We start from the raw sequence: 18,626 nt of genomic DNA, 5'->3' as shown, positions 1-18,626 counted from the left end.
GCGGTCGTGGCGGAATTGGTAGACGCACCAGATTTAGGTTCTGGCGCCGAGAGGTGTGAGAGTTCAAGTCTCTCCGACCGCACCATCATTAAATAGAACCCAGCTTTTTAGCTGGGTTTTGTTTTATCTGGAATATGCAATTCTGCTAGCCAAGTCACCAAGTATTCTCTTCTATAACCTCACTTTTAATACGATTTTATAAGACAATGTCTGCTCCACTTTCTAATTGAGTATGACTACCTATGAAAACCCTCCCATTAACGATCGGTTGCTACACGGATACGCCAAGTAAAAGCCAAGGTGTCTATCAAACTCAGTTAGATCTAGAAACAGGAAAACTATTACCTCTAGAGCTTATTGCCGAATGTCATAACCCCTCTTTTGTCACCGCGACAAAGTCTGGAATCTATACAGCATCTGAGGTTGAGCAAGAGAAACTGCCGAAACTCATTCATATACCTAATGTTGATTCACAAATCGCGTCCAATACAGGCCTAATCTCGGGAGAGCACCCCTGCCACGTTGCGATAGATCCACACAATAAATTTGCTATCACTTCCCAATACTCGTCAGGTACATTTGATATCTTTAGCTTAAGTATCAATGGCAACATCGATAAACGACTCAAAACAATCAAGATGGTTGGCTCAGGGCCGAACAAAGAGAGACAAACTAGCCCACACGCCCATCAATGTTTGTTCTTACAAAACTCACCACAGTTTGTGACTGTCGATCTCGGCACCGATCGAATCAACTTCTATTGTTTTGACGAAGAGCAAGAAGAGTTCCTTGATGAGCCAATGCAGTCTATTAAGGTGCCCGCCGGCAATGGACCTCGCCATTTAATCTTTAACAAAGCTGAAGACAGAGCCTATGTGGTCTGTGAACTCTCTGAAACGTTGCTGACTTTGGAAAAGGTTTTAGGCATTTGGAATGTAGTGGAAGAGATTGATGCATTGCCTAATATGGAGAAGGGAGAAGCCGCAGCTGCGATTAAGCTATCGCCTGATGAGCAATTCCTTTATGTGTCATGTCGACACCAATCAAGAATCAGTAGCTTCAAAATCGACTCTGAGACTCAAAGGCTGACTTTCATTGATAGCTACGACACTGAAGGCAAATTCCCAAGAGACTTCCATATAACGAACGATGGGAAATGGCTTATCGCCGCCAACCAGCACTCCAACAACATCACCTCGTTCAAGCGAGATAATGAAGATGGGTCTTTGGTTTATACAGGGTACTCTTTAGAGATCGATGCACCGGTTTGTGTGACGCAACAGCGATAGTAGTCATCTGATACAAAAAAGGAGAGCATTCGCTCTCCTTCTTTTCATAAGCAGTCTTAAACGCTCAATTAGAGACCCAAAGCGTATTTCAATACTTGAGCTTTAATCGGGCCTGAATTTTCAGCTAGTTTTAGAGCAGCATTACGTACAAATTTCAGTGGGCCAATGTCGTTGCTGAATGTCTTGTAGAAGAAATCCATGCCACTTTGCATCATTAGATTGTCGCCTCTTCTTATCACTTCATAGCGTCTTGCTACAGACTGGTTCAATTCACCCTTTTCTTTGGTGACATCCAGCAGTACTGATACATCTTTGAAGCCTAAGTTAACACCCTGCCCAGCCAAAGGGTTGATGGTATGCGCAGAGTCTCCGACCAAAATACAGTTATTCTTCGAGTATGATTGAGCATGACGTCGTGTCAGAGGAAAAGAACCCGAATTCAAGACTTTGATATCACCTAACTCTTTAGGAAAGTGAGTAAGTACTTCGTTACGTAGTTTTTCAGGGGCCATTGCTGACAGTTGCTTAATACGCAGTGGAGAATCATACCAAACTAACGAGCCCAGCCCGACTTCTTGACCGTCAGAGGTTAGAGAACACAAAGGCAAAAATGAACGAGGGCCACTTGGTAGAAATTGCTGCCAAGTAATATCTTGCTGAGGTTGTTCTGTTTCTACATTGATAAGCATACAGTGTTGTCGATAATCCCAAGCCGTGATGCCAATTCCAGCTTGTTGGCGAACGGCTGAATTCGCACCATCAGCACCAACCACCCACTTCGCAGACAACTCAGCCCCTGATTGAAGCTTTACGATATTGATTTCACCAAACTCAATCACATCGAGCTTTTCTGGGCATAACAGTTCGAGATTGTCGTAGGCATCAAATTGAGACCATAAACCTAATTGAATGAGTCTGTTCTCAACGATATAGCCCAAACGAGGAAGGTCTAGTGAGGCAGCATCAAATCGAGTACGACACTCTGGGTGCTCCCACGTCTCTAAACGTTTATAAGAACACACTCGCATTGCTGCAATACTTTGCCATGCACCAAGATCTTCAAGCAAATCGACCGATGCTTGAGAAATCGCTGACACACGAATGTCCATCGCTTGCGATTCATCAAAAGCTTGTGGGGCAAAACCTTCGATCACCGCAACACTCAGACCTTGCTTTGCAAAACCGATTGCTGTTGCTGCGCCAACCATGCCGCCACCGACTACTACAATATCGTAACTGTTCATATTTCGTACTTATCAGTTTGATTCTTTGACTGTTTTTGATTGTACTTTTTCATAACTAACTTGTAACCAAAAACCTTATTCGAAAAAAGGGTTATCCCTTATGGCATATGGCGTTAACGATAATAAAAACCACTACATAAGAGATTTGTTCAGACTACTAGTCAGTCGGTTTTGAAACCAGTACAATACGCCGCTTGCCGCTAGAGCCTGTCATAAAATTGAATACCGAATTATGACAAACGGGGCTAGCGGATGAATAATGGGCGATTTGCTCCCTTAAATTAAACTAACGATCGAGCGAACATATAATGAGTAAGAAACTGCTAATTAAAACTTGGGGCTGTCAGATGAATGAATATGATTCATCAAAAATGGCCGACCTGCTTAACGCTGCAAATGGCTATGAGCTAACTGAAGTACCTGAGGAAGCAGACGTACTACTATTGAATACTTGTTCTATCCGCGAAAAAGCGCAAGAAAAAGTATTCCACCAGCTTGGTCGTTGGAAAACGCTTAAAGATAAAAAAGAAGGTGTGGTGATCGGTGTGGGTGGCTGTGTAGCGACTCAAGAAGGTGATCACATTCGTCAACGTGCACCTTACGTAGACGTTATCTTTGGCCCACAAACATTACACCGTTTGCCAGAGATGATTAAATCATCACTGTCTAACGAAAAGCCAGTAATGGATATCTCTTTCCCAGAGATCGAAAAGTTCGATAACCTGCCAGAGCCAAAAGCTGAAGGCGCGACGGCGTTCGTTTCTATCATGGAAGGTTGTTCTAAATACTGTACTTACTGCGTTGTACCATACACACGTGGCGAAGAAGTTAGCCGTCCAATGGATGATGTACTTTTCGAAGTTGCTCAACTTGCAGAGCAAGGCGTACGTGAAGTTAACCTGCTAGGTCAAAACGTAAACGCATACCGCGGTCCAACACACGAAGGCGATATCTGTTCATTCGCAGAACTGCTTCGTCTTGTTGCTTCTATCGACGGTATCGACCGTATTCGTTTCACAACAAGCCACCCGCTTGAGTTTGGTGACGACATCATTGAAGTTTACAAAGACACACCAGAGCTAGTGAGCTTCCTTCACCTACCAGTACAAAGTGGTAGTGACCGTATTCTTACGATGATGAAGCGCCCACATACGGCTATCGAGTACAAATCTATTATCCGTAAACTGCGTAAAGCTCGCCCTGACATTCAAATCAGCTCTGACTTTATTGTTGGTTTCCCTGGTGAGTCTAAGCAAGACTTCCAAGATACAATGAAGCTAATTAAAGACGTTGATTTCGATATGAGCTTCAGCTTTGTTTTCTCTCCACGTCCAGGTACGCCAGCGGCAGATTACCCATGTGATGTACCAGCACAAGAGAAGAAAGATCGTCTGTACGAACTGCAGCAAACGGTAAACACACAAGCTATGCGTTTCTCTCGTCTAATGTTAGGCACAGAGCAACGTATCCTTGTTGAAGGCCCATCAAGAAAGAACCTAATGGAACTTCGCGGCCGTACAGAAAACAGCCGTGTTGTGAACTTCGAAGGTTCTGCAGACCTAATCGGTCAATTCGTAGATGTGAAGATCACTGAGGTTTACACCAACTCACTACGTGGTGAGCTAGTTCGCACAGAAAAAGACATGGGTCTACGCGTTGTTATGACTCCAGCAGAAATGATGGAAAAAACAAAACGTGAAGACGAGCTAGGTGTAGCGACATTTACGCCATAGGCAATACAACTGTTTGAGCACAAAGCGCAAACACAAAGCTTGAAATTACCTAACTAAGTGACCATCTTAGAAATAGGGATATCACCATCAGAAGCCCGGTCTAAATCGGGCTTTTTGCTCTTTGTTTTATTTAAGAGTGAGTGGCACAAAATGAGAGGCTAATTTGAGCAATAAAATCGTTACCTTAGAGATAAATCTAGAACCAGCAGACAACAAGCGCTTGGCAAGTTTATGCGGACCATTTGACGACAACATCAAGCATCTTGAGCGTCGTCTGGGCGTTGAGATTAATTACCGTAGCAACTTTTTCACCATTGTTGGTAAGCCTCACACTACAGCCGCAGCTTTAGACATCATCAAACACCTCTATGTCGAAACGGCTCCAGTTAAAGGCAACATAATCGATATCGAACCAGAGCAAATACATCTGGCGATCACCGAGTCAGGCATTTTGGAGCAACACGTCGAGTCTGAAATTGACTACGGCAAAGAAGTGACCATTAAGACTAAAAAAGGCGTCATCAAACCTCGAACGCCAAACCAAGCACATTACCTAATGAACATGGTGACTCATGACATCACCTTTGGTATTGGGCCAGCAGGTACAGGTAAAACCTACTTAGCCGTTGCTGCAGCAGTTGATGCACTTGAACGCCAAGAGATTCGTCGCATTCTATTGACGCGCCCTGCTGTTGAAGCCGGTGAGAAGCTTGGTTTCCTACCGGGTGATTTAAGCCAAAAAGTAGACCCATATTTACGTCCACTTTACGATGCGCTGTTTGAGATGCTTGGCTTTGAGCGAGTTGAGAAGCTGATTGAACGTAACGTAATTGAAGTTGCGCCACTGGCTTACATGCGTGGTCGTACATTGAATGATGCGTTTATCATTCTTGATGAGAGCCAAAACACCACGGTAGAACAGATGAAGATGTTCTTAACCCGTATCGGTTTTAACTCACGCGCTGTGATCACAGGTGATATTACGCAAATCGATTTACCTCGTGGTGCAAAATCAGGCTTACGCCATGCGACTGAAGTGCTCAATGAAGTCGACGACATTAGCTTTAACTTCTTCATGTCTGAAGACGTCGTTCGTCACCCTGTAGTTGCTCGTATCGTCAACGCATACGAGAAGTGGGAAGCAAAAGACCAGAAAGAGCGCAAAGAGTTTGAAAAGCGTAAACGTGAAGAGCGTGAAGCCAAACTTCTTGAGGCTCAGCAGGTAGTTACGACACAATTAGCAACACAAAATAGCTCTGTAATTGCAGAACAAGGTGATAAATAGATGTCTATTGAACTAGACCTGCAATTAGCGGTCGAAAATGAGCAAGGTCTTCCAACTGAGCAAGATATTCAGCTTTGGTTGGACAAGACAATTCCTCAGTTTCAAGAGAACGCTGAGTTGACGGTTCGTATCGTTGATACACAAGAAAGCCACCAGCTCAATCATGAATATCGTGGCAAAGATAAGCCAACTAACGTGTTGTCTTTTCCATTCGAGGCTCCTCCAGGGATCGAGTTAGATCTACTGGGCGACCTCATTATCTGCCGCCAAGTTGTCGAAAAAGAAGCAGAAGAGCAAAGTAAGCCTCTGCTAGCACACTGGGCTCATATGGTTGTACATGGCAGTCTGCATCTGCTAGGTTATGATCATATCGAAGATGATGAAGCTGAAGAGATGGAGTCACTCGAGACAGAAATCATGCAATCTATGGGGTTTGAAGACCCTTACATTCTAGAAAAGTAAATTGATTCTAGTAAAGTAGGTTGCAGAGAAACAATAACTCATCGAACCTGTGATTTTCACAGGAATCTGAGTTGTAACGTGTGCTATCACACTTCTGATAGCGTTATTTTTTGAGAAATCATGAACGAAGGTAACCCCCCCACTTCTGAGGGAAGTAAAAAATCTGAAGGTCCGAGTAGAAAGTCCTTCTTTGAACGCCTAGGCCAACTATTTCAAGGTGAAGTAAAAGATCGCCAAGAGCTCGTAGATGTAATCCGCGACTCAGAAATTAATGACCTAATTGACCACGACACACGCGACATGCTCGAGGGTGTTATGGAAATTTCAGAGATGCGAGTACGCGATATCATGCTGCCTCGCTCTCAAATGGTTACAGTTGAACGCACAGATGATCTAGATACATTGATTGCGCTCATTACTGATGCTCAACACTCTCGCTACCCAGTGATCAGTGAAGATAAAGACCATGTTGAAGGCATTCTATTAGCGAAGGACCTACTTAAGTATTTGGGTTCAGAAAGTGCTCCATTTGATATCGAACAAGTGATTCGCCCTGTCGTGGTTGTTCCTGAAAGTAAGCGAGTTGATCGCCTGCTTAAGGAGTTCCAAGAAGAGCGTTACCACATGTCTATCGTTGTCGATGAGTTTGGTGGAGTTTCTGGCCTGGTAACCATTGAAGATATCCTCGAAGAAATCGTTGGTGAAATTGAAGACGAGTTCGACGATGAAGAAGAGCTAGATATTCGTAAGCTGAGTAAGCATACCTTCTCTGTAAAAGCTTTAACCACTATTGAAGAGTTCAACGATACGTTTAACACTGCCTTTAGTGACGACGAAGTGGATACGGTAGGCGGCATGGTTATGACAGCACTCGGCCACCTGCCGGTTCGTGGCGAAATTGTAGAAATCGAAAACTACCATTTCAAAATAACATCAGCAGATAACCGTCGTGTGATTCAGCTACAGGTAACCATTCCTGACGAACAGCCTCTTCCGACTATCGAAGAATAACAACTTCTCTCTAAAGAGATGACAGAAATTAGATGACTAATACCTTTATTCATCGCCTATTACGGCCGCTTGCGGCCGTTTTTGTTGGCGCTATAACCACCCTTTCATTCGCTCCATACTCTATATGGCCTCTTGCTATTCTCAGCCCAGCTTTGTTGCTGTTACTGATCCACAACCGCTCTCCTAAAAGTGCGCTTTGGATTGGCTACGCATGGGGTTTAGGTCAATTCACCACAGGTATCAGCTGGGTATACGTCAGCATTGATGGTTTTGGCGGCATGCCACTGGCAGCCAACCTATTTTTGATGGCATTGCTTGTTGGCTACCTAGCCGTTTATTCAGGGCTATTTACCTGGGGTTTGAATAAATTCTTCCCTGCCAATAACCTAAGCCGCTTTTTCCTTGCAGCTCCTGCATTCTGGCTAGTCTGTGATTGGCTGCGTGGCTGGGTAATGACGGGCTTCCCTTGGCTTTGGTTAGGCTACAGCCAAATCGATTCGCCATTGGGTTCATTTGCACCGATTGGCGGCGTAGAGCTAGTAACTTTAGCGATCATTGTTTCAGCCTCTGCATTCACTTATGCGATTGTTAACCGGGCTTGGAGCATCGCTATCATTCCCGCTGTCGTATTTAGCGCAGGCTTTGGTATTCGCAACATCGACTGGGTCACGCCGAACCCTGAAAAAACCACGTCAGTCGTCTTGATACAAGGCAACGTCGATCAAGACAGTAAATGGCTACCGAGTCATCGCTGGCCAACCATGATGAAGTACACCGACCTAAGCAGAGAAAACTGGGGAGCGGATATCATCATCTGGCCTGAAGCGGCTATTCCAGCATTCGAAGTTGAGATCCCATCTTTCCTACGTAACTTGGATAGCGCAGCGAAGATGAACAACAGTTCGATCATTACCGGTGTGCTGAATCAGTCTGAAGATAAGAAATACTACAACAGTGTTCTTTCTCTCGGTGTGAATCCATACGGTGAGTACAGCTACGATCCAGACGAACGCTACCATAAACACCACCTGTTACCATTTGGTGAGTTTGTGCCGTTTGAAGATATCTTGCGTCCATTAGCACCTTTCTTTAACTTGCCAATGTCATCATTTAGCCGTGGCGACTTTGTTCAACCAAACATAGTGGCAAATGGTCGTCACTTAGCGCCGGCACTGTGTTATGAGATCATCTTTAATGATCAAGTTAGACAGAACGTAACCGACGAGACTGACTTTATTTTAACGCTCTCTAACGATGCGTGGTTTGGTCGTTCGATTGGCCCTCTGCAACATATGGAAATTGCACAGATGCGTGCTCTGGAGCTTGGTAAGCCGGTTATTCGCTCGACCAACAACGGTGTGACGGCAGTTACTGATTACAAAGGCAATATAATCAAGCAAGTGCCTCAGTTTGAAACGGCAGTGTTAAAAGCTGAACTCATTTCAACGGATGGTCAAACGCCTTATCACACAGTAGGTACTTGGCCACTGTATATCTGGGCGATGCTCAGCTTGGTGATTGGTTGGGTAATTAGAAAGCCAAAAAGCTAGATTCGACGAAAAGTGATTTGAGGGTTAACTGATCGGGTCAACCCTTTTTCATTGCTGTGGTTTTGCGTTGATACGCTATGGTTCAGAAGCTTACGGTTTAAGGGCTTTACGACTAAACCCTTTAGAACCACATTTAATGCATGGAATGATATTGGTTGGGTGGTTATATTCGGTTTGGTGACCACACTCGTCACATACTAAGGTTCCCAAGCCAATGACTTCACCCGCTTGATACAAGCCTTGGTGTTCTAAGTCTTGGAACAGTTCAACCCATTCCACCTTAGTACGATCAGTAATATCCAACAGCCCTTGCCAAATAGAGTCCGCAATCATCAAATAGAATGGACCGCTTTTACTCTCTTCATAGCTTTCGGAAAACTCTTTTAAGTCCGACTTCACGTAGGCAGAGATCAATGAAAGCTCATCTTTAGTCATATCATTAGCTGCTTTCGCAAACTTGCCCGACGTTTCGATTTTGTTGTTGAGCTCTTCAGGGCTATGCTTCAGCGTTTCAATCACCTCTTCGACGACTTCTTCATAGAGCGCTTTTTTCTTCGGCATAACAACCTCCTTAAGATAACCAACCTTTTAGTGAGCAAACGGATGCGCTGCAATGCACTCCCGCTTACAAACAAATGCAATTCATACTCTTAAGTATAGTTGCCCTGCGAAATTCAGTGAAAATTACACAATCTACTAAGCGGCAACTGCAAGTATGAAGGGTATAACTATTGTTGTACTCAGCTCCTTTAGGTATTCTATGACGATCTGTAAGATTCTGTTCTAACCGAACTCACAAATTCCAAGATAACCGGATACCATCGATGCAAGAACAATATAACCCGCAAGAGATTGAACAAAAGGTTCAACAACACTGGGATAACAGCGAGACTTTCGTTGTAAGTGAAGACCCAAACAAAGAAAAATTCTACTGTCTTTCTATGTTCCCTTACCCAAGTGGCCGACTGCACATGGGTCACGTGCGTAACTACACCATCGGTGATGTGGTATCTCGTTTCCAACGTCTACAAGGTAAAAACGTAATGCAGCCAATTGGTTGGGATGCATTCGGCCTACCTGCAGAAAACGCCGCTGTTAAAAACAATACAGCACCTGCACCATGGACTTACGAAAACATTGAGTACATGAAGAACCAGCTTAAGCTTCTAGGCTTTGGTTACGACTGGAACCGTGAATTCGCAACGTGTACTCCAGAGTACTACCGTTGGGAACAAGAGTTCTTCACTAAGCTTTACGAAAAAGGCCTGGTTTACAAGAAGACATCTTCAGTGAACTGGTGTCCAAACGACCAAACAGTACTGGCAAATGAGCAAGTAGAAGACGGTTGTTGCTGGCGTTGTGACACTCCAGTAGAGCAAAAGAAAATTCCACAGTGGTTTATTAAAATCACTGAGTACGCTCAAGAGCTACTAGACGATCTAGACAACCTTGAAGGTTGGCCTGAAATGGTTAAGACCATGCAGCGCAACTGGATCGGCCGCTCTGAAGGTGTTGAGCTATCTTTCGCTGTTAACGGCGAAGAAGCACCATTAGAAGTGTACACAACACGTCCAGATACACTAATGGGTGTTTCTTACGTTGGTATCGCTGCAGGTCACCCTCTTGCAGAGAAAGCATCGAAGAACAACCCAGAGCTTGCTGCATTCGTTGAAGAGTGTCGTAACACTAAAGTTGCTGAAGCTGAACTCGCAACGATGGAAAAGAAAGGTATGGATACTGGCCTAACGGCTATCCACCCTCTTAACGGTCGTGTTGTTCCTGTATACGTAGCAAACTTCGTACTTATGGATTACGGCACAGGTGCGGTAATGGCGGTTCCTGCTCACGATCAACGTGACTACGAGTTCGCAACTAAGTACGGCATCGATATCATCCCAGTAATCAAACCTGAAGATGGTTCTGAACTAGACGTGTCTGAAGCGGCTTACACTGAAAAAGGTGTACTGTTTGATTCTGGTGAATTCGATGGTCTTGCGTTCCAAGAAGCATTCGATGCAATTGCTGCGAAGCTTGAAGCTGAAGGCAAAGGTAAGAAGACAGTAAACTTCCGTCTACGTGACTGGGGTGTATCTCGTCAACGTTACTGGGGCGCTCCAATCCCAATGGTAACCACTGAAGACGGTGAAGTTCACCCAGTACCAGCAGACCAACTGCCAGTCATTCTTCCTGAAGATGTAGTAATGGATGGCGTAACGAGCCCAATCAAGGCTGACAAGTCTTGGGCTGAAACAACATTCAACGGCGAACCTGCTCTACGTGAGACAGATACATTCGATACGTTCATGGAGTCTTCTTGGTACTACGCTCGTTACTGTTCACCACAAGCTGACGATATTCTAGACCCAGAGAAAGCAAACTACTGGCTACCAGTAGACCAGTACATCGGTGGTATCGAGCACGCTTGTATGCACCTATTGTACTCTCGTTTCTTCCATAAATTGCTACGTGATGCAGGTTACGTAACGTCTGACGAACCATTCAAGCAACTACTATGTCAAGGTATGGTTCTAGCTGACGCGTTCTTCCACACGAATGAAAAAGGCACCAAAGAGTGGATTGCTCCTACTGACGTGACTATCGATCGTGACGGTAAAGGCCGTATCGAAAAAGCTGTCGACAACCAAGGCCGCGAAGTTGAACACTCAGGCATGATCAAGATGTCTAAGTCGAAAAACAACGGTATCGACCCACAAGAGATGGTAGACAAGTACGGTGCTGACACAGTACGTCTATTCATGATGTTTGCATCTCCTGCAGACATGACACTTGAGTGGCAAGAGTCTGGCGTTGAAGGCGCAAACCGCTTCCTTAAGCGTGTTTGGAAACTGGTTCACGCTCACTCTTCTAAAGGCGCTGCTGAATCTGTTGATGCTTCTGCTCTGTCTGGTGACCAAAAAGCACTTCGCCGTGATATCCACAAGACTATCGCGAAAGTAACGGACGATATCGGCCGTCGCCAAACGTTCAACACAGCAATCGCTGCGATCATGGAATTGATGAACAAGCTAGCGAAAGCACCTCAAGAGTCTGTACAAGATCGTGCAATCCTTGATGAAGCGCTAAAAGCTGTTGTTCGCATGCTTTACCCAATGACGCCACACATCTCTTACGAAATGTGGATTGCACTGGGTGAATCAAACGTAGACTCAGCAACATGGCCAACTTTCGATGAGAAAGCGCTAGTTGAAGACGAGAAAACTATCGTTGTTATGATCAACGGTAAGCTACGTGCGAAACTAACCGTTGCTGCTGATGCAACAGAAGAGCAAGTTCGTGAGCTTGGTCTAAACGATGAGAACGCTAAGAAGTTCCTAGATGGCTTAACTATCCGTAAAGTTATCTTCGTACCAGGTAAGCTTCTAAACATCGTTGCTAACTAATTTCGTTAGCACAATGCAATTGCTAAAGAATTAACGAACTTAATTCATCAAAAGCAGTCTGTAGACAGGGTAGCTAATTGCCCTGTCTACTTATTTAAGCGCTTTAGACTTGAGCCTAACCACTCAAACGAACTAAAGCCTTTAAATAAGTATTCTACCTTCATGAGAGCCATCAAATAATGCGCCTGATTTCACTATCTTCATTGAAAGTTACTGTTGTTGTTTTAACCGTCAGCCTATTAAGTGCGTGTGGTTTCCACCTACGTGGTGATTACTCCGTACCAGAAGAACTCAACAAGATCTCCGTAACCAGTTACGACCAATACAGTACGTTTACACGTATGATGAAAGGTCAACTGCGTATGAATGATGTAGAAATTGTGCCACCGGCTGAGAATACACCTAACCTGCATATTATTAGTGAGAGCGTAGGTGAGCGAACTCTGTCTCTATACCAAAACACTCGTGCAGCAGAGAAAGAACTGACATTCCGCGCTTCATACCGCGTAACTGTCCCGGATCTAGGCTCAAAGACGTTCTCAACCAGCGTAACCCGTAGTTACCTAGATAACCCGCTAACTGCACTTGCGAAGTCGGTTGAACGAGACATGATCGAAGATGAGATGCGTAAGTTGGCAACAAGCCAAATCCTTCGTCAGATGGCTCGACTAAAAGCGAACATTGCAGCTGATAGCATGGACCTAGATGCACTAGAGCACGTTCAAGTGAAAGAACTCGAAAAGCAATACAACATCAAGAATGTTGAGATCGTACCAGCTTCAGAAGAACAACCAACACTTAGCGATTCGGCTGAGTAATAGGTTTATTTGATGCGTATTTTTGCTGACCGCTTATCAGAGCAACTTATTAAACAGTTGAGTAATGTTTACCTAATTTTTGGTAACGAACCGCTACTGTTGCAAGAGAGCCGAGAAGCGATTCAAAAGGCTGCAAAACAGCAAGGCTTTGAAGAACGTCACCGCTTTGCGATTGATAGCAGTCTCGACTGGAATCAAGTCTACGACTGCACTCAAGCACTGAGCCTATTCTCTAGCCGTCAGGTCATCGAGCTTGAACTGCCAGAGTCAGGCGTCAATGCCGCAATAGCGAAAGAGCTACTCGCAATCTCCGAGCATATCCACAGTGATATCTTGTTAATCTTGGTGGGCACTAAGCTCACCAAAGCTCAAGAAAGCGCTAAGTGGTTTAAGGCTCTTTCGAATCAGGGTCACTGGGTCAGTTGCCTAACGCCAGATGTCAGTCGGTTACCTCAGTTTGTCCAAGCGCGTTGCCGTCAAATCGGTTTAACGCCAGACCCTGAAGCGATTCAAATGCTGGCGCAATGGCATGAGGGTAATCTATTTGCTCTCACCCAAAGCCTAGAAAAACTGGCTCTCCAATACCCAGATGGAAAACTCACGTTAGTACGCTTAGAAGAATCGCTGAGTCGACACAACCATTTTACTCCATTCCATTGGAGTGATGCGTTATTGGCAGGCAAAGGTAACCGAGCACAACGAATCCTGCGTCAGCTAGAAGCTGAAGGTGTCGAACCCGTCATTTTATTACGTAGCATACAACGAGAGCTTGCTCTGCTATTACAAATGCAGCAACAAATGAAACAGATGCCGATTGGTCAGGTCTTCGAAAAACACCGTATCTGGCAATCTAAAAAGCCTCTTTATAACGCCGCGCTAACAAGAGTTTCGATTTCTCAATTACACTCTTTGTTCGCGTTGCTCACTCAAGCTGAATTGATGACAAAAACTCAATATGAGCAGTCGCCTTGGCCACTAATTCATCAGTTAAGCGTAGAGTTTTGTATCCCTTCAGCTTCAATACCATTCCACGCATAAAAGCGTGTTATATTCTAGGGTCAACAAGCCCTAAACAAAGCTAAATTCAGATTAAAGGAACACCCAGTGTTACGTGAAGAACTAAAAGATTTTCTTGCAGACAAAGCCGACGACATGAAAGCAGAATCGATTGTAACTATCGATGTAGAAGGCAAATCAAGCGTTACTGATTACATGATTGTTTGTACTGGCACCTCTAAACGCCATGTTGCCTCTATTGCACAGCATGTTGCTGATGAAGTGCGTAAAGCGGGTATGCAACCTCTAGGTATGGACGGTCAGCAAGAAGGTGAATGGGTTGTTCTAGATATGGGCACAAGCATGCTTCACGTTATGCAAGAAGAGCATCGTGAGCTGTACCAACTAGAAAAACTTTGGGGCTAAGCTTTGAAGATCCAGTTAATCGCAGTTGGCACAAAAATGCCAAAGTGGGTTGAAGAAGGGTTTCAAGAATACAAACGCCGCTTCCCTCACGATATGCCATTAGAGCTCATTGAAATTACTGCAGGAAAGCGCGGTAAAAATGCAGATATTGCACGCATTCTTCAAAAAGAAGGTGAAGCGATGCTGGCTGCAGTTCCAAAAGGCAACCGTATTGTCACGCTCGATATCCCAGGTAGAAAGTGGGATACACCTCAACTTGCTGAGCAATTAGAAAGTTGGAAGCTGGATGGACGTGACGTATCTATCCTAATTGGCGGGCCTGAAGGATTAGCACCTGCATGTAAAGCGGCCGCAGACCAAAGTTGGTCTCTGTCTGCGCTTACTCTCCCTCACCCATTAGTACGCGTTATCATGGCTGAAAGCTTGTATCGAGCTTGGAGCATCACTGCTAACCACCCTTATCATCGAGAATAAGCGTTAATGTTACGTAAACGTAGCCAAATCCGCGATTACAAAGCAGAAGCACGACTATTTACTAGCCGTGCTTTTGTTGCGTTTGCGGGGATCATAGTCATGATGTCGATGTTGGTTGTTAACCTGTACAACATTCAGGTCAATCAATACCAAGACTATAAAACTCGTTCTAACGACAACCGTATCAAGGTCGTTCCGATCGCCCCTAACCGTGGTTTGATTTACGATCGCAACGGTATACTTCTTGCCGAAAATCGTCCTGTTTTCAATCTAGAAATCATACCCGAAAAAATTAAAGATATGGATGACACGCTTGCTCGTCTGCAAGCATTAATTGAGATCCCGCCAGAGCGTATCGAGCGCTTTAATCGTGATCGTCGTAATTCACGACGCTTTAAATCAGTACCTATTCTTAATCAACTGTCTGAAGAACAAGTTGCCGTCTTCTCTGTAAACCAACACAAATTCCCAGGTGTTGAAGTTACGGGAACTTTGAAGCGTTTCTACCCTTACGGTGATGTGCTCACTCACGTAATAGGCTATGTATCGCGCATCAATGACCGTGATATGCAGCGCTTGATGCGAGAAGAAAAAGACGCCAATTACCAAGCTACACGTGATATCGGTAAGTTGGGTATTGAGCGTTATTACGAAGATATGTTGCACGGTACAGCTGGCTACCAAGAAGTCGAAGTTAACAGTCGTGGACGAGTGATTCGTACCCTCAAATTTGTCCCTTCGGTTCCAGGCAAAGATATCGTACTTAACTTAGATATCAAGCTACAGCTATACGTACATAAGTTACTTGATGGCCGCCGTGGTTCAGCTATCGTTCTCGATCCGAAAGACAATGGCGTGTTAGCCATGGTATCGAGCCCAAGCTACGACCCAAACGCATTCGTGCATGGTATCTCGTCTAAAGGCTATAACGCGCTACTTCAAGACAAAAACCGCCCTTTGGTTAACCGTGCCACGCTAGGGATTTACCCACCAGCATCGACGATCAAACCCTTCATTGCTGTTGCTGCTCTGCAAGAAGGTGTTATTACACCTAATACAACGCGTAATGACCCAGGTTATTGGAAGATCCCTAATTCAAAAACAAGACCATTCCGTGACTGGTTGCGCTGGGGACACGGTGTCGTGGATATAGAAAAAGCGATTGAAGAGTCGGTGGATACCTTCTTTTACCAAATTGCTTATGATCTCGGCATTGATCGCATATCCAAATGGATGATGATGTTCGGCTTTGGTGATTATACTGGCATCGATATCTACGAAGAAAGCAAAGCCAATATGCCAACTCGTGATTGGAAGATGGCCAGACACCGTGTGCCTTGGTATCAAGGTGATACTATTCCAGTTGGTATTGGACAGGGCTACTGGACTGCAACACCCATGCAGATTGCAAAAGCCACATCAGTTTTGGTCAATGAAGGTGAAGTAACCGCACCTCACCTACTTCGTTCAACCATTGATAACGGTCGTCCATTCGATGAACAAATCATGTCGGACATTGAAACTTACCCACCGCTAACCGGGGTTAAGAAGAAGTATTGGGATATCGCTCAGGAAGGTATGAGGCTGGCTAACCACGGTAAAAAAGGCACGGCAAGACGTTCATTCCAGAAAATGTCTTACCAAACCGCTGGTAAATCGGGTACCGCGCAGGTATTCGGCTTAAAAGAAGATGAAGAGTACAACGCGGATGAAATCGCAGAGCACTTACGCGATCACGCCCTCTTTACGGGTTACGCGCCTTTTGAAGATCCTGAAGCCGTCGTGACTATCGTTCTAGAGAACGCAGGTGGCGGTTCTTCTAACGGCGGCCCAGTAGTAAGAAGGATTTTAGACCATATTATCCTTGCAGAAGATTATCAAAGTGAGCCAATTAAATAATGAAACTTGATCCTTCAACTGGACGAAATAGAGCCCTATTCGAAAGGCTGCATATCGACCTGCCGCTATTGCTCGGCATTCTGGTTTTAATGGGCTTTGCCCTACTGATCATGTACAGCGCAAGCGGACAAAGCCTTGCGATGATGGATCGCCAGGCGATGCGCATGGCTCTGTCTTTAGGTGTGATGATCTTCCTAGCGCAAATCTCACCTCGCACTTATGAAACCTTGGCACCACTGCTATTTGTAGGTGGTGTCATCTTGCTATTGGGCGTGTTGTTCTTTGGTGAAGCCTCTAAAGGCGCCCAGCGTTGGTTAAACTTCGGCTTTGTTCGATTCCAACCGTCAGAGCTATTAAAGCTCGCGGTGCCTTTGATGCTGGCACGATTTATCGGTAAGCGCTCACTTCCACCAACATTCCAAACATTAGCGATCTCGCTAGTGATGGTGTTTGTACCGACGATTCTAATCGCAAAGCAGCCTGACCTAGGTACATCTATCCTTATCGCCGCATCTGGTATCTTCGTGATATTCCTGGCTGGTATCAGTTGGAAAATCATTGCTAGCGCGGCAATCGCATTAGGGGCATTTATCCCAATCCTATGGTTCTTCTTGATGCGTGAATATCAAAAAGTGCGTGTTAGAACCCTTTTTGATCCTGAATCAGATCCATTAGGTGCGGGTTACCACATCATTCAAAGTAAGATTGCGATAGGTTCGGGTGGTATATCAGGAAAAGGTTGGCTGCAAGGCACTCAATCTCAATTAGAATTCATTCCAGAGCGCCACACCGACTTCATTTTTGCGGTCATCGCCGAAGAGTGGGGCATGATTGGTATCTTGTTCTTGCTTGCTATCTACCTGTTTATTATTGGACGTGGCTTAGTGCTTGCGAGCCAAGCTCAAACCGCATTCGGTCGAATGATGGGCGGCAGTATTGTACTGAGCTTCTTCGTTTATATTTTTGTAAACATTGGCATGGTAAGTGGCATTCTACCTGTGGTTGGTGTTCCTCTTCCTTTAGTCAGTTATGGTGGTACTTCAATGGTTACCCTTATGGCTGGTTTTGGTATTTTAATGTCGATCCATACACACAGAAAAGCATTCTCAAAGGCGACCTAATCGATGTCTATTACAACGTTTCCAAAAAAAGCATCCTTGGTTGATGAGCTGCCAATCAAAAAAATAGCCTCTATCTTAGGGCTAGCGATTTTAATCAATGGTTGTTCTTCAAAGCAGCCAACAGGCCGCTACGATATTGATTCAGATATTGCACCAGACGCACCTATCTCAGTAGAGCATCTCGAGGATGCTCACCCTCAGTATGAACCTTATAGTTTAGGTGGTAACACGGATTACACTTTACGTGGCGAAGACTACAAGATCGTAAAGAAGACCGAAGGGTTTACTGAGAAAGGCAAAGCCTCTTGGTACGGTAAGAAATTTCATGGTCACTTAACGTCTAACGGCGAGATCTATGACATGTATTCGATGTCTGCGGCGCACAAAACATTGCCAATTCCAAGCTATGTAAAAGTGACGAATACCGACAATAACAAAACGACGATTGTTCGTATCAATGACCGCGGCCCATTCCATGAAGGCCGAATCATTGACCTTAGTTATGCGGCAGCTTACAAGCTCGATGTGTTGAGAACCGGCACGGCAAATGTTGAGATTGAAGTCATTACTGTGGCTATGCCAACCGACGCAAATAAAAAGGCTGCTTTACCGCAATTTATTATTCAAGTCGCAACATCTCCACATGAAGATAGAACAGAGAAGTTAGCGAAAGATCTAGCCGAAAAGCTAGAAGTAGCAACGTTCTTGCAGCCAAATGATGACAACTACCGTCTGATGATTGGGCCATTTCATGACTATGCTCTGACTCAAGAGAAATTAGAACAAGTTAAGCTAATGGGTTACCCGTCAGCTTATATAAAAAAACACACCCTAACTCGCTAATTAATCTAACAGTTACTTCTGGTAATCAGCGCTCTGGTGTGACAGAGTGATTCTGTTAATATATGAATAGTTCA

General features: G+C 44.7%; 16 protein-coding genes and 1 tRNA gene. 15 read left to right on the top strand and 2 right to left on the bottom strand.

Annotated features, from left to right (window positions below):
* Positions 1-85 (top strand) — tRNA-Leu (locus AB4351_RS18150).
* Between the two features lie 157 nt (positions 86-242).
* Positions 243-1,289 carry a lactonase family protein gene (locus AB4351_RS18145; protein WP_372126785.1) on the top strand — a complete coding sequence of 349 codons (1,047 nt, stop codon included), beginning with the start codon at positions 243-245 and terminating at the stop codon, positions 1,287-1,289.
* 68 nt (positions 1,290-1,357) lie between these two features.
* Here the strand turns inward: AB4351_RS18145 and AB4351_RS18140 are convergent, their stop codons facing one another.
* Positions 1,358-2,533 (bottom strand): 2-octaprenyl-3-methyl-6-methoxy-1,4-benzoquinol hydroxylase, encoded by a 1,176-nt coding sequence (locus AB4351_RS18140; RefSeq protein ID WP_017064167.1) that lies wholly within the window; start codon positions 2,531-2,533, stop codon positions 1,358-1,360.
* A 308-nt stretch (positions 2,534-2,841) separates the two neighbouring features.
* Between AB4351_RS18140 and miaB the strand changes: the two genes are divergently transcribed.
* The 5 genes from miaB (at position 2,842) to lnt (ending at position 8,574) form a co-directional block, all read left to right on the top strand.
* The gene (miaB, locus tag AB4351_RS18135) at positions 2,842-4,266 is read left to right on the top strand and encodes a tRNA (N6-isopentenyl adenosine(37)-C2)-methylthiotransferase MiaB (protein WP_065584439.1); all 1,425 of its coding nucleotides are present in this window, start codon (positions 2,842-2,844) and stop codon (positions 4,264-4,266) included.
* A 163-nt stretch (positions 4,267-4,429) separates the two neighbouring features.
* A complete protein-coding gene (locus tag AB4351_RS18130; protein WP_372126784.1) occupies positions 4,430-5,551 on the top strand; it encodes a PhoH family protein in 1,122 nt (373 codons plus the stop codon).
* Positions 5,552-6,013 carry an rRNA maturation RNase YbeY gene (gene ybeY, locus AB4351_RS18125; RefSeq protein WP_012603383.1) on the top strand — a complete coding sequence of 154 codons (462 nt, stop codon included), beginning with the start codon at positions 5,552-5,554 and terminating at the stop codon, positions 6,011-6,013.
* 120 nt (positions 6,014-6,133) lie between these two features.
* Complete coding sequence (gene corC / locus AB4351_RS18120; RefSeq protein ID WP_012603382.1) at positions 6,134-7,024, top strand: CNNM family magnesium/cobalt transport protein CorC; 891 nt, start codon at positions 6,134-6,136, stop codon at positions 7,022-7,024.
* A gap of 32 nt (positions 7,025-7,056) precedes the next feature.
* A complete protein-coding gene (gene lnt / locus AB4351_RS18115; protein ID WP_065584440.1) occupies positions 7,057-8,574 on the top strand; it encodes an apolipoprotein N-acyltransferase in 1,518 nt (505 codons plus the stop codon).
* Between the two features lie 90 nt (positions 8,575-8,664).
* On the opposite strand, the gene AB4351_RS18110 is transcribed toward lnt, so the two are convergent.
* A complete protein-coding gene (locus tag AB4351_RS18110; RefSeq protein ID WP_017062329.1) occupies positions 8,665-9,135 on the bottom strand; it encodes a zinc ribbon-containing protein in 471 nt (156 codons plus the stop codon).
* Positions 9,136-9,398: 263 nt separating this feature from the next.
* On the opposite strand from AB4351_RS18110, the gene leuS reads away from it, so the two are divergent.
* The 8 genes from leuS (at position 9,399) to AB4351_RS18070 (ending at position 18,552) form a co-directional block, all read left to right on the top strand.
* Positions 9,399-11,975, top strand: coding sequence for a leucine--tRNA ligase (gene leuS, locus AB4351_RS18105; protein ID WP_137002402.1), 2,577 nt, complete (start codon positions 9,399-9,401; stop codon positions 11,973-11,975).
* A 179-nt stretch (positions 11,976-12,154) separates the two neighbouring features.
* Positions 12,155-12,793, top strand: a complete 639-nt coding sequence (lptE, locus tag AB4351_RS18100; protein WP_017068504.1) for an LPS assembly lipoprotein LptE — start codon at positions 12,155-12,157, stop codon at positions 12,791-12,793.
* A gap of 12 nt (positions 12,794-12,805) precedes the next feature.
* Positions 12,806-13,831 carry a DNA polymerase III subunit delta gene (gene holA, locus AB4351_RS18095; RefSeq protein ID WP_017068505.1) on the top strand — a complete coding sequence of 342 codons (1,026 nt, stop codon included), beginning with the start codon at positions 12,806-12,808 and terminating at the stop codon, positions 13,829-13,831.
* 66 nt (positions 13,832-13,897) lie between these two features.
* Positions 13,898-14,215: a ribosome silencing factor gene (gene rsfS, locus AB4351_RS18090; protein WP_004735247.1), complete on the top strand. Its 318-nt coding sequence runs from the start codon at positions 13,898-13,900 to the stop codon at positions 14,213-14,215.
* Positions 14,216-14,218: 3 nt separating this feature from the next.
* Positions 14,219-14,689, top strand: a complete 471-nt coding sequence (gene rlmH / locus AB4351_RS18085) for a 23S rRNA (pseudouridine(1915)-N(3))-methyltransferase RlmH (protein ID WP_017068506.1) — start codon at positions 14,219-14,221, stop codon at positions 14,687-14,689.
* Between the two features lie 6 nt (positions 14,690-14,695).
* Entirely contained in the window at positions 14,696-16,588 is a 1,893-nt protein-coding gene (mrdA, locus tag AB4351_RS18080; protein ID WP_017068507.1) for a penicillin-binding protein 2, read from the top strand.
* On the top strand, positions 16,588-17,709 hold the full coding sequence (gene rodA / locus AB4351_RS18075) for a rod shape-determining protein RodA (RefSeq protein ID WP_017062334.1): 1,122 nt from the start codon (positions 16,588-16,590) through the stop codon (positions 17,707-17,709). Before mrdA ends, rodA begins: the two co-directional genes overlap by 1 nt.
* A gap of 3 nt (positions 17,710-17,712) precedes the next feature.
* Positions 17,713-18,552: a septal ring lytic transglycosylase RlpA family protein gene (locus AB4351_RS18070; protein WP_136974115.1), complete on the top strand. Its 840-nt coding sequence runs from the start codon at positions 17,713-17,715 to the stop codon at positions 18,550-18,552.
* Positions 18,553-18,626 lie beyond the last annotated feature (74 nt).

Origin of the sequence: Vibrio sp. 10N.261.51.F11 (genome assembly GCF_041471665.1) — a bacterium.
Lineage (GTDB): Bacteria > Pseudomonadota > Gammaproteobacteria > Enterobacterales > Vibrionaceae > Vibrio > Vibrio crassostreae_C.
Note: the sequence above shows the minus strand (reverse complement) of the source record. Positions and strands in the feature narration are given on the sequence as shown.

Coding starts and splice junctions, on each gene's coding strand:
- AB4351_RS18145 (WP_372126785.1), top strand. CDS start 243: ATGAAAACCCTCCCATTAACGATCGGTTGCTACACGGATACGCCAAGT.
- AB4351_RS18140 (WP_017064167.1), bottom strand. CDS start 2,533: ATGAACAGTTACGATATTGTAGTAGTCGGTGGCGGCATGGTTGGCGCA.
- miaB (WP_065584439.1), top strand. CDS start 2,842: ATGAGTAAGAAACTGCTAATTAAAACTTGGGGCTGTCAGATGAATGAA.
- ybeY (WP_012603383.1), top strand. CDS start 5,552: ATGTCTATTGAACTAGACCTGCAATTAGCGGTCGAAAATGAGCAAGGT.
- corC (WP_012603382.1), top strand. CDS start 6,134: ATGAACGAAGGTAACCCCCCCACTTCTGAGGGAAGTAAAAAATCTGAA.
- lnt (WP_065584440.1), top strand. CDS start 7,057: ATGACTAATACCTTTATTCATCGCCTATTACGGCCGCTTGCGGCCGTT.
- AB4351_RS18110 (WP_017062329.1), bottom strand. CDS start 9,135: ATGCCGAAGAAAAAAGCGCTCTATGAAGAAGTCGTCGAAGAGGTGATT.
- leuS (WP_137002402.1), top strand. CDS start 9,399: ATGCAAGAACAATATAACCCGCAAGAGATTGAACAAAAGGTTCAACAA.
- lptE (WP_017068504.1), top strand. CDS start 12,155: ATGCGCCTGATTTCACTATCTTCATTGAAAGTTACTGTTGTTGTTTTA.
- holA (WP_017068505.1), top strand. CDS start 12,806: ATGCGTATTTTTGCTGACCGCTTATCAGAGCAACTTATTAAACAGTTG.
- mrdA (WP_017068507.1), top strand. CDS start 14,696: ATGTTACGTAAACGTAGCCAAATCCGCGATTACAAAGCAGAAGCACGA.
- rodA (WP_017062334.1), top strand. CDS start 16,588: ATGAAACTTGATCCTTCAACTGGACGAAATAGAGCCCTATTCGAAAGG.
- AB4351_RS18070 (WP_136974115.1), top strand. CDS start 17,713: ATGTCTATTACAACGTTTCCAAAAAAAGCATCCTTGGTTGATGAGCTG.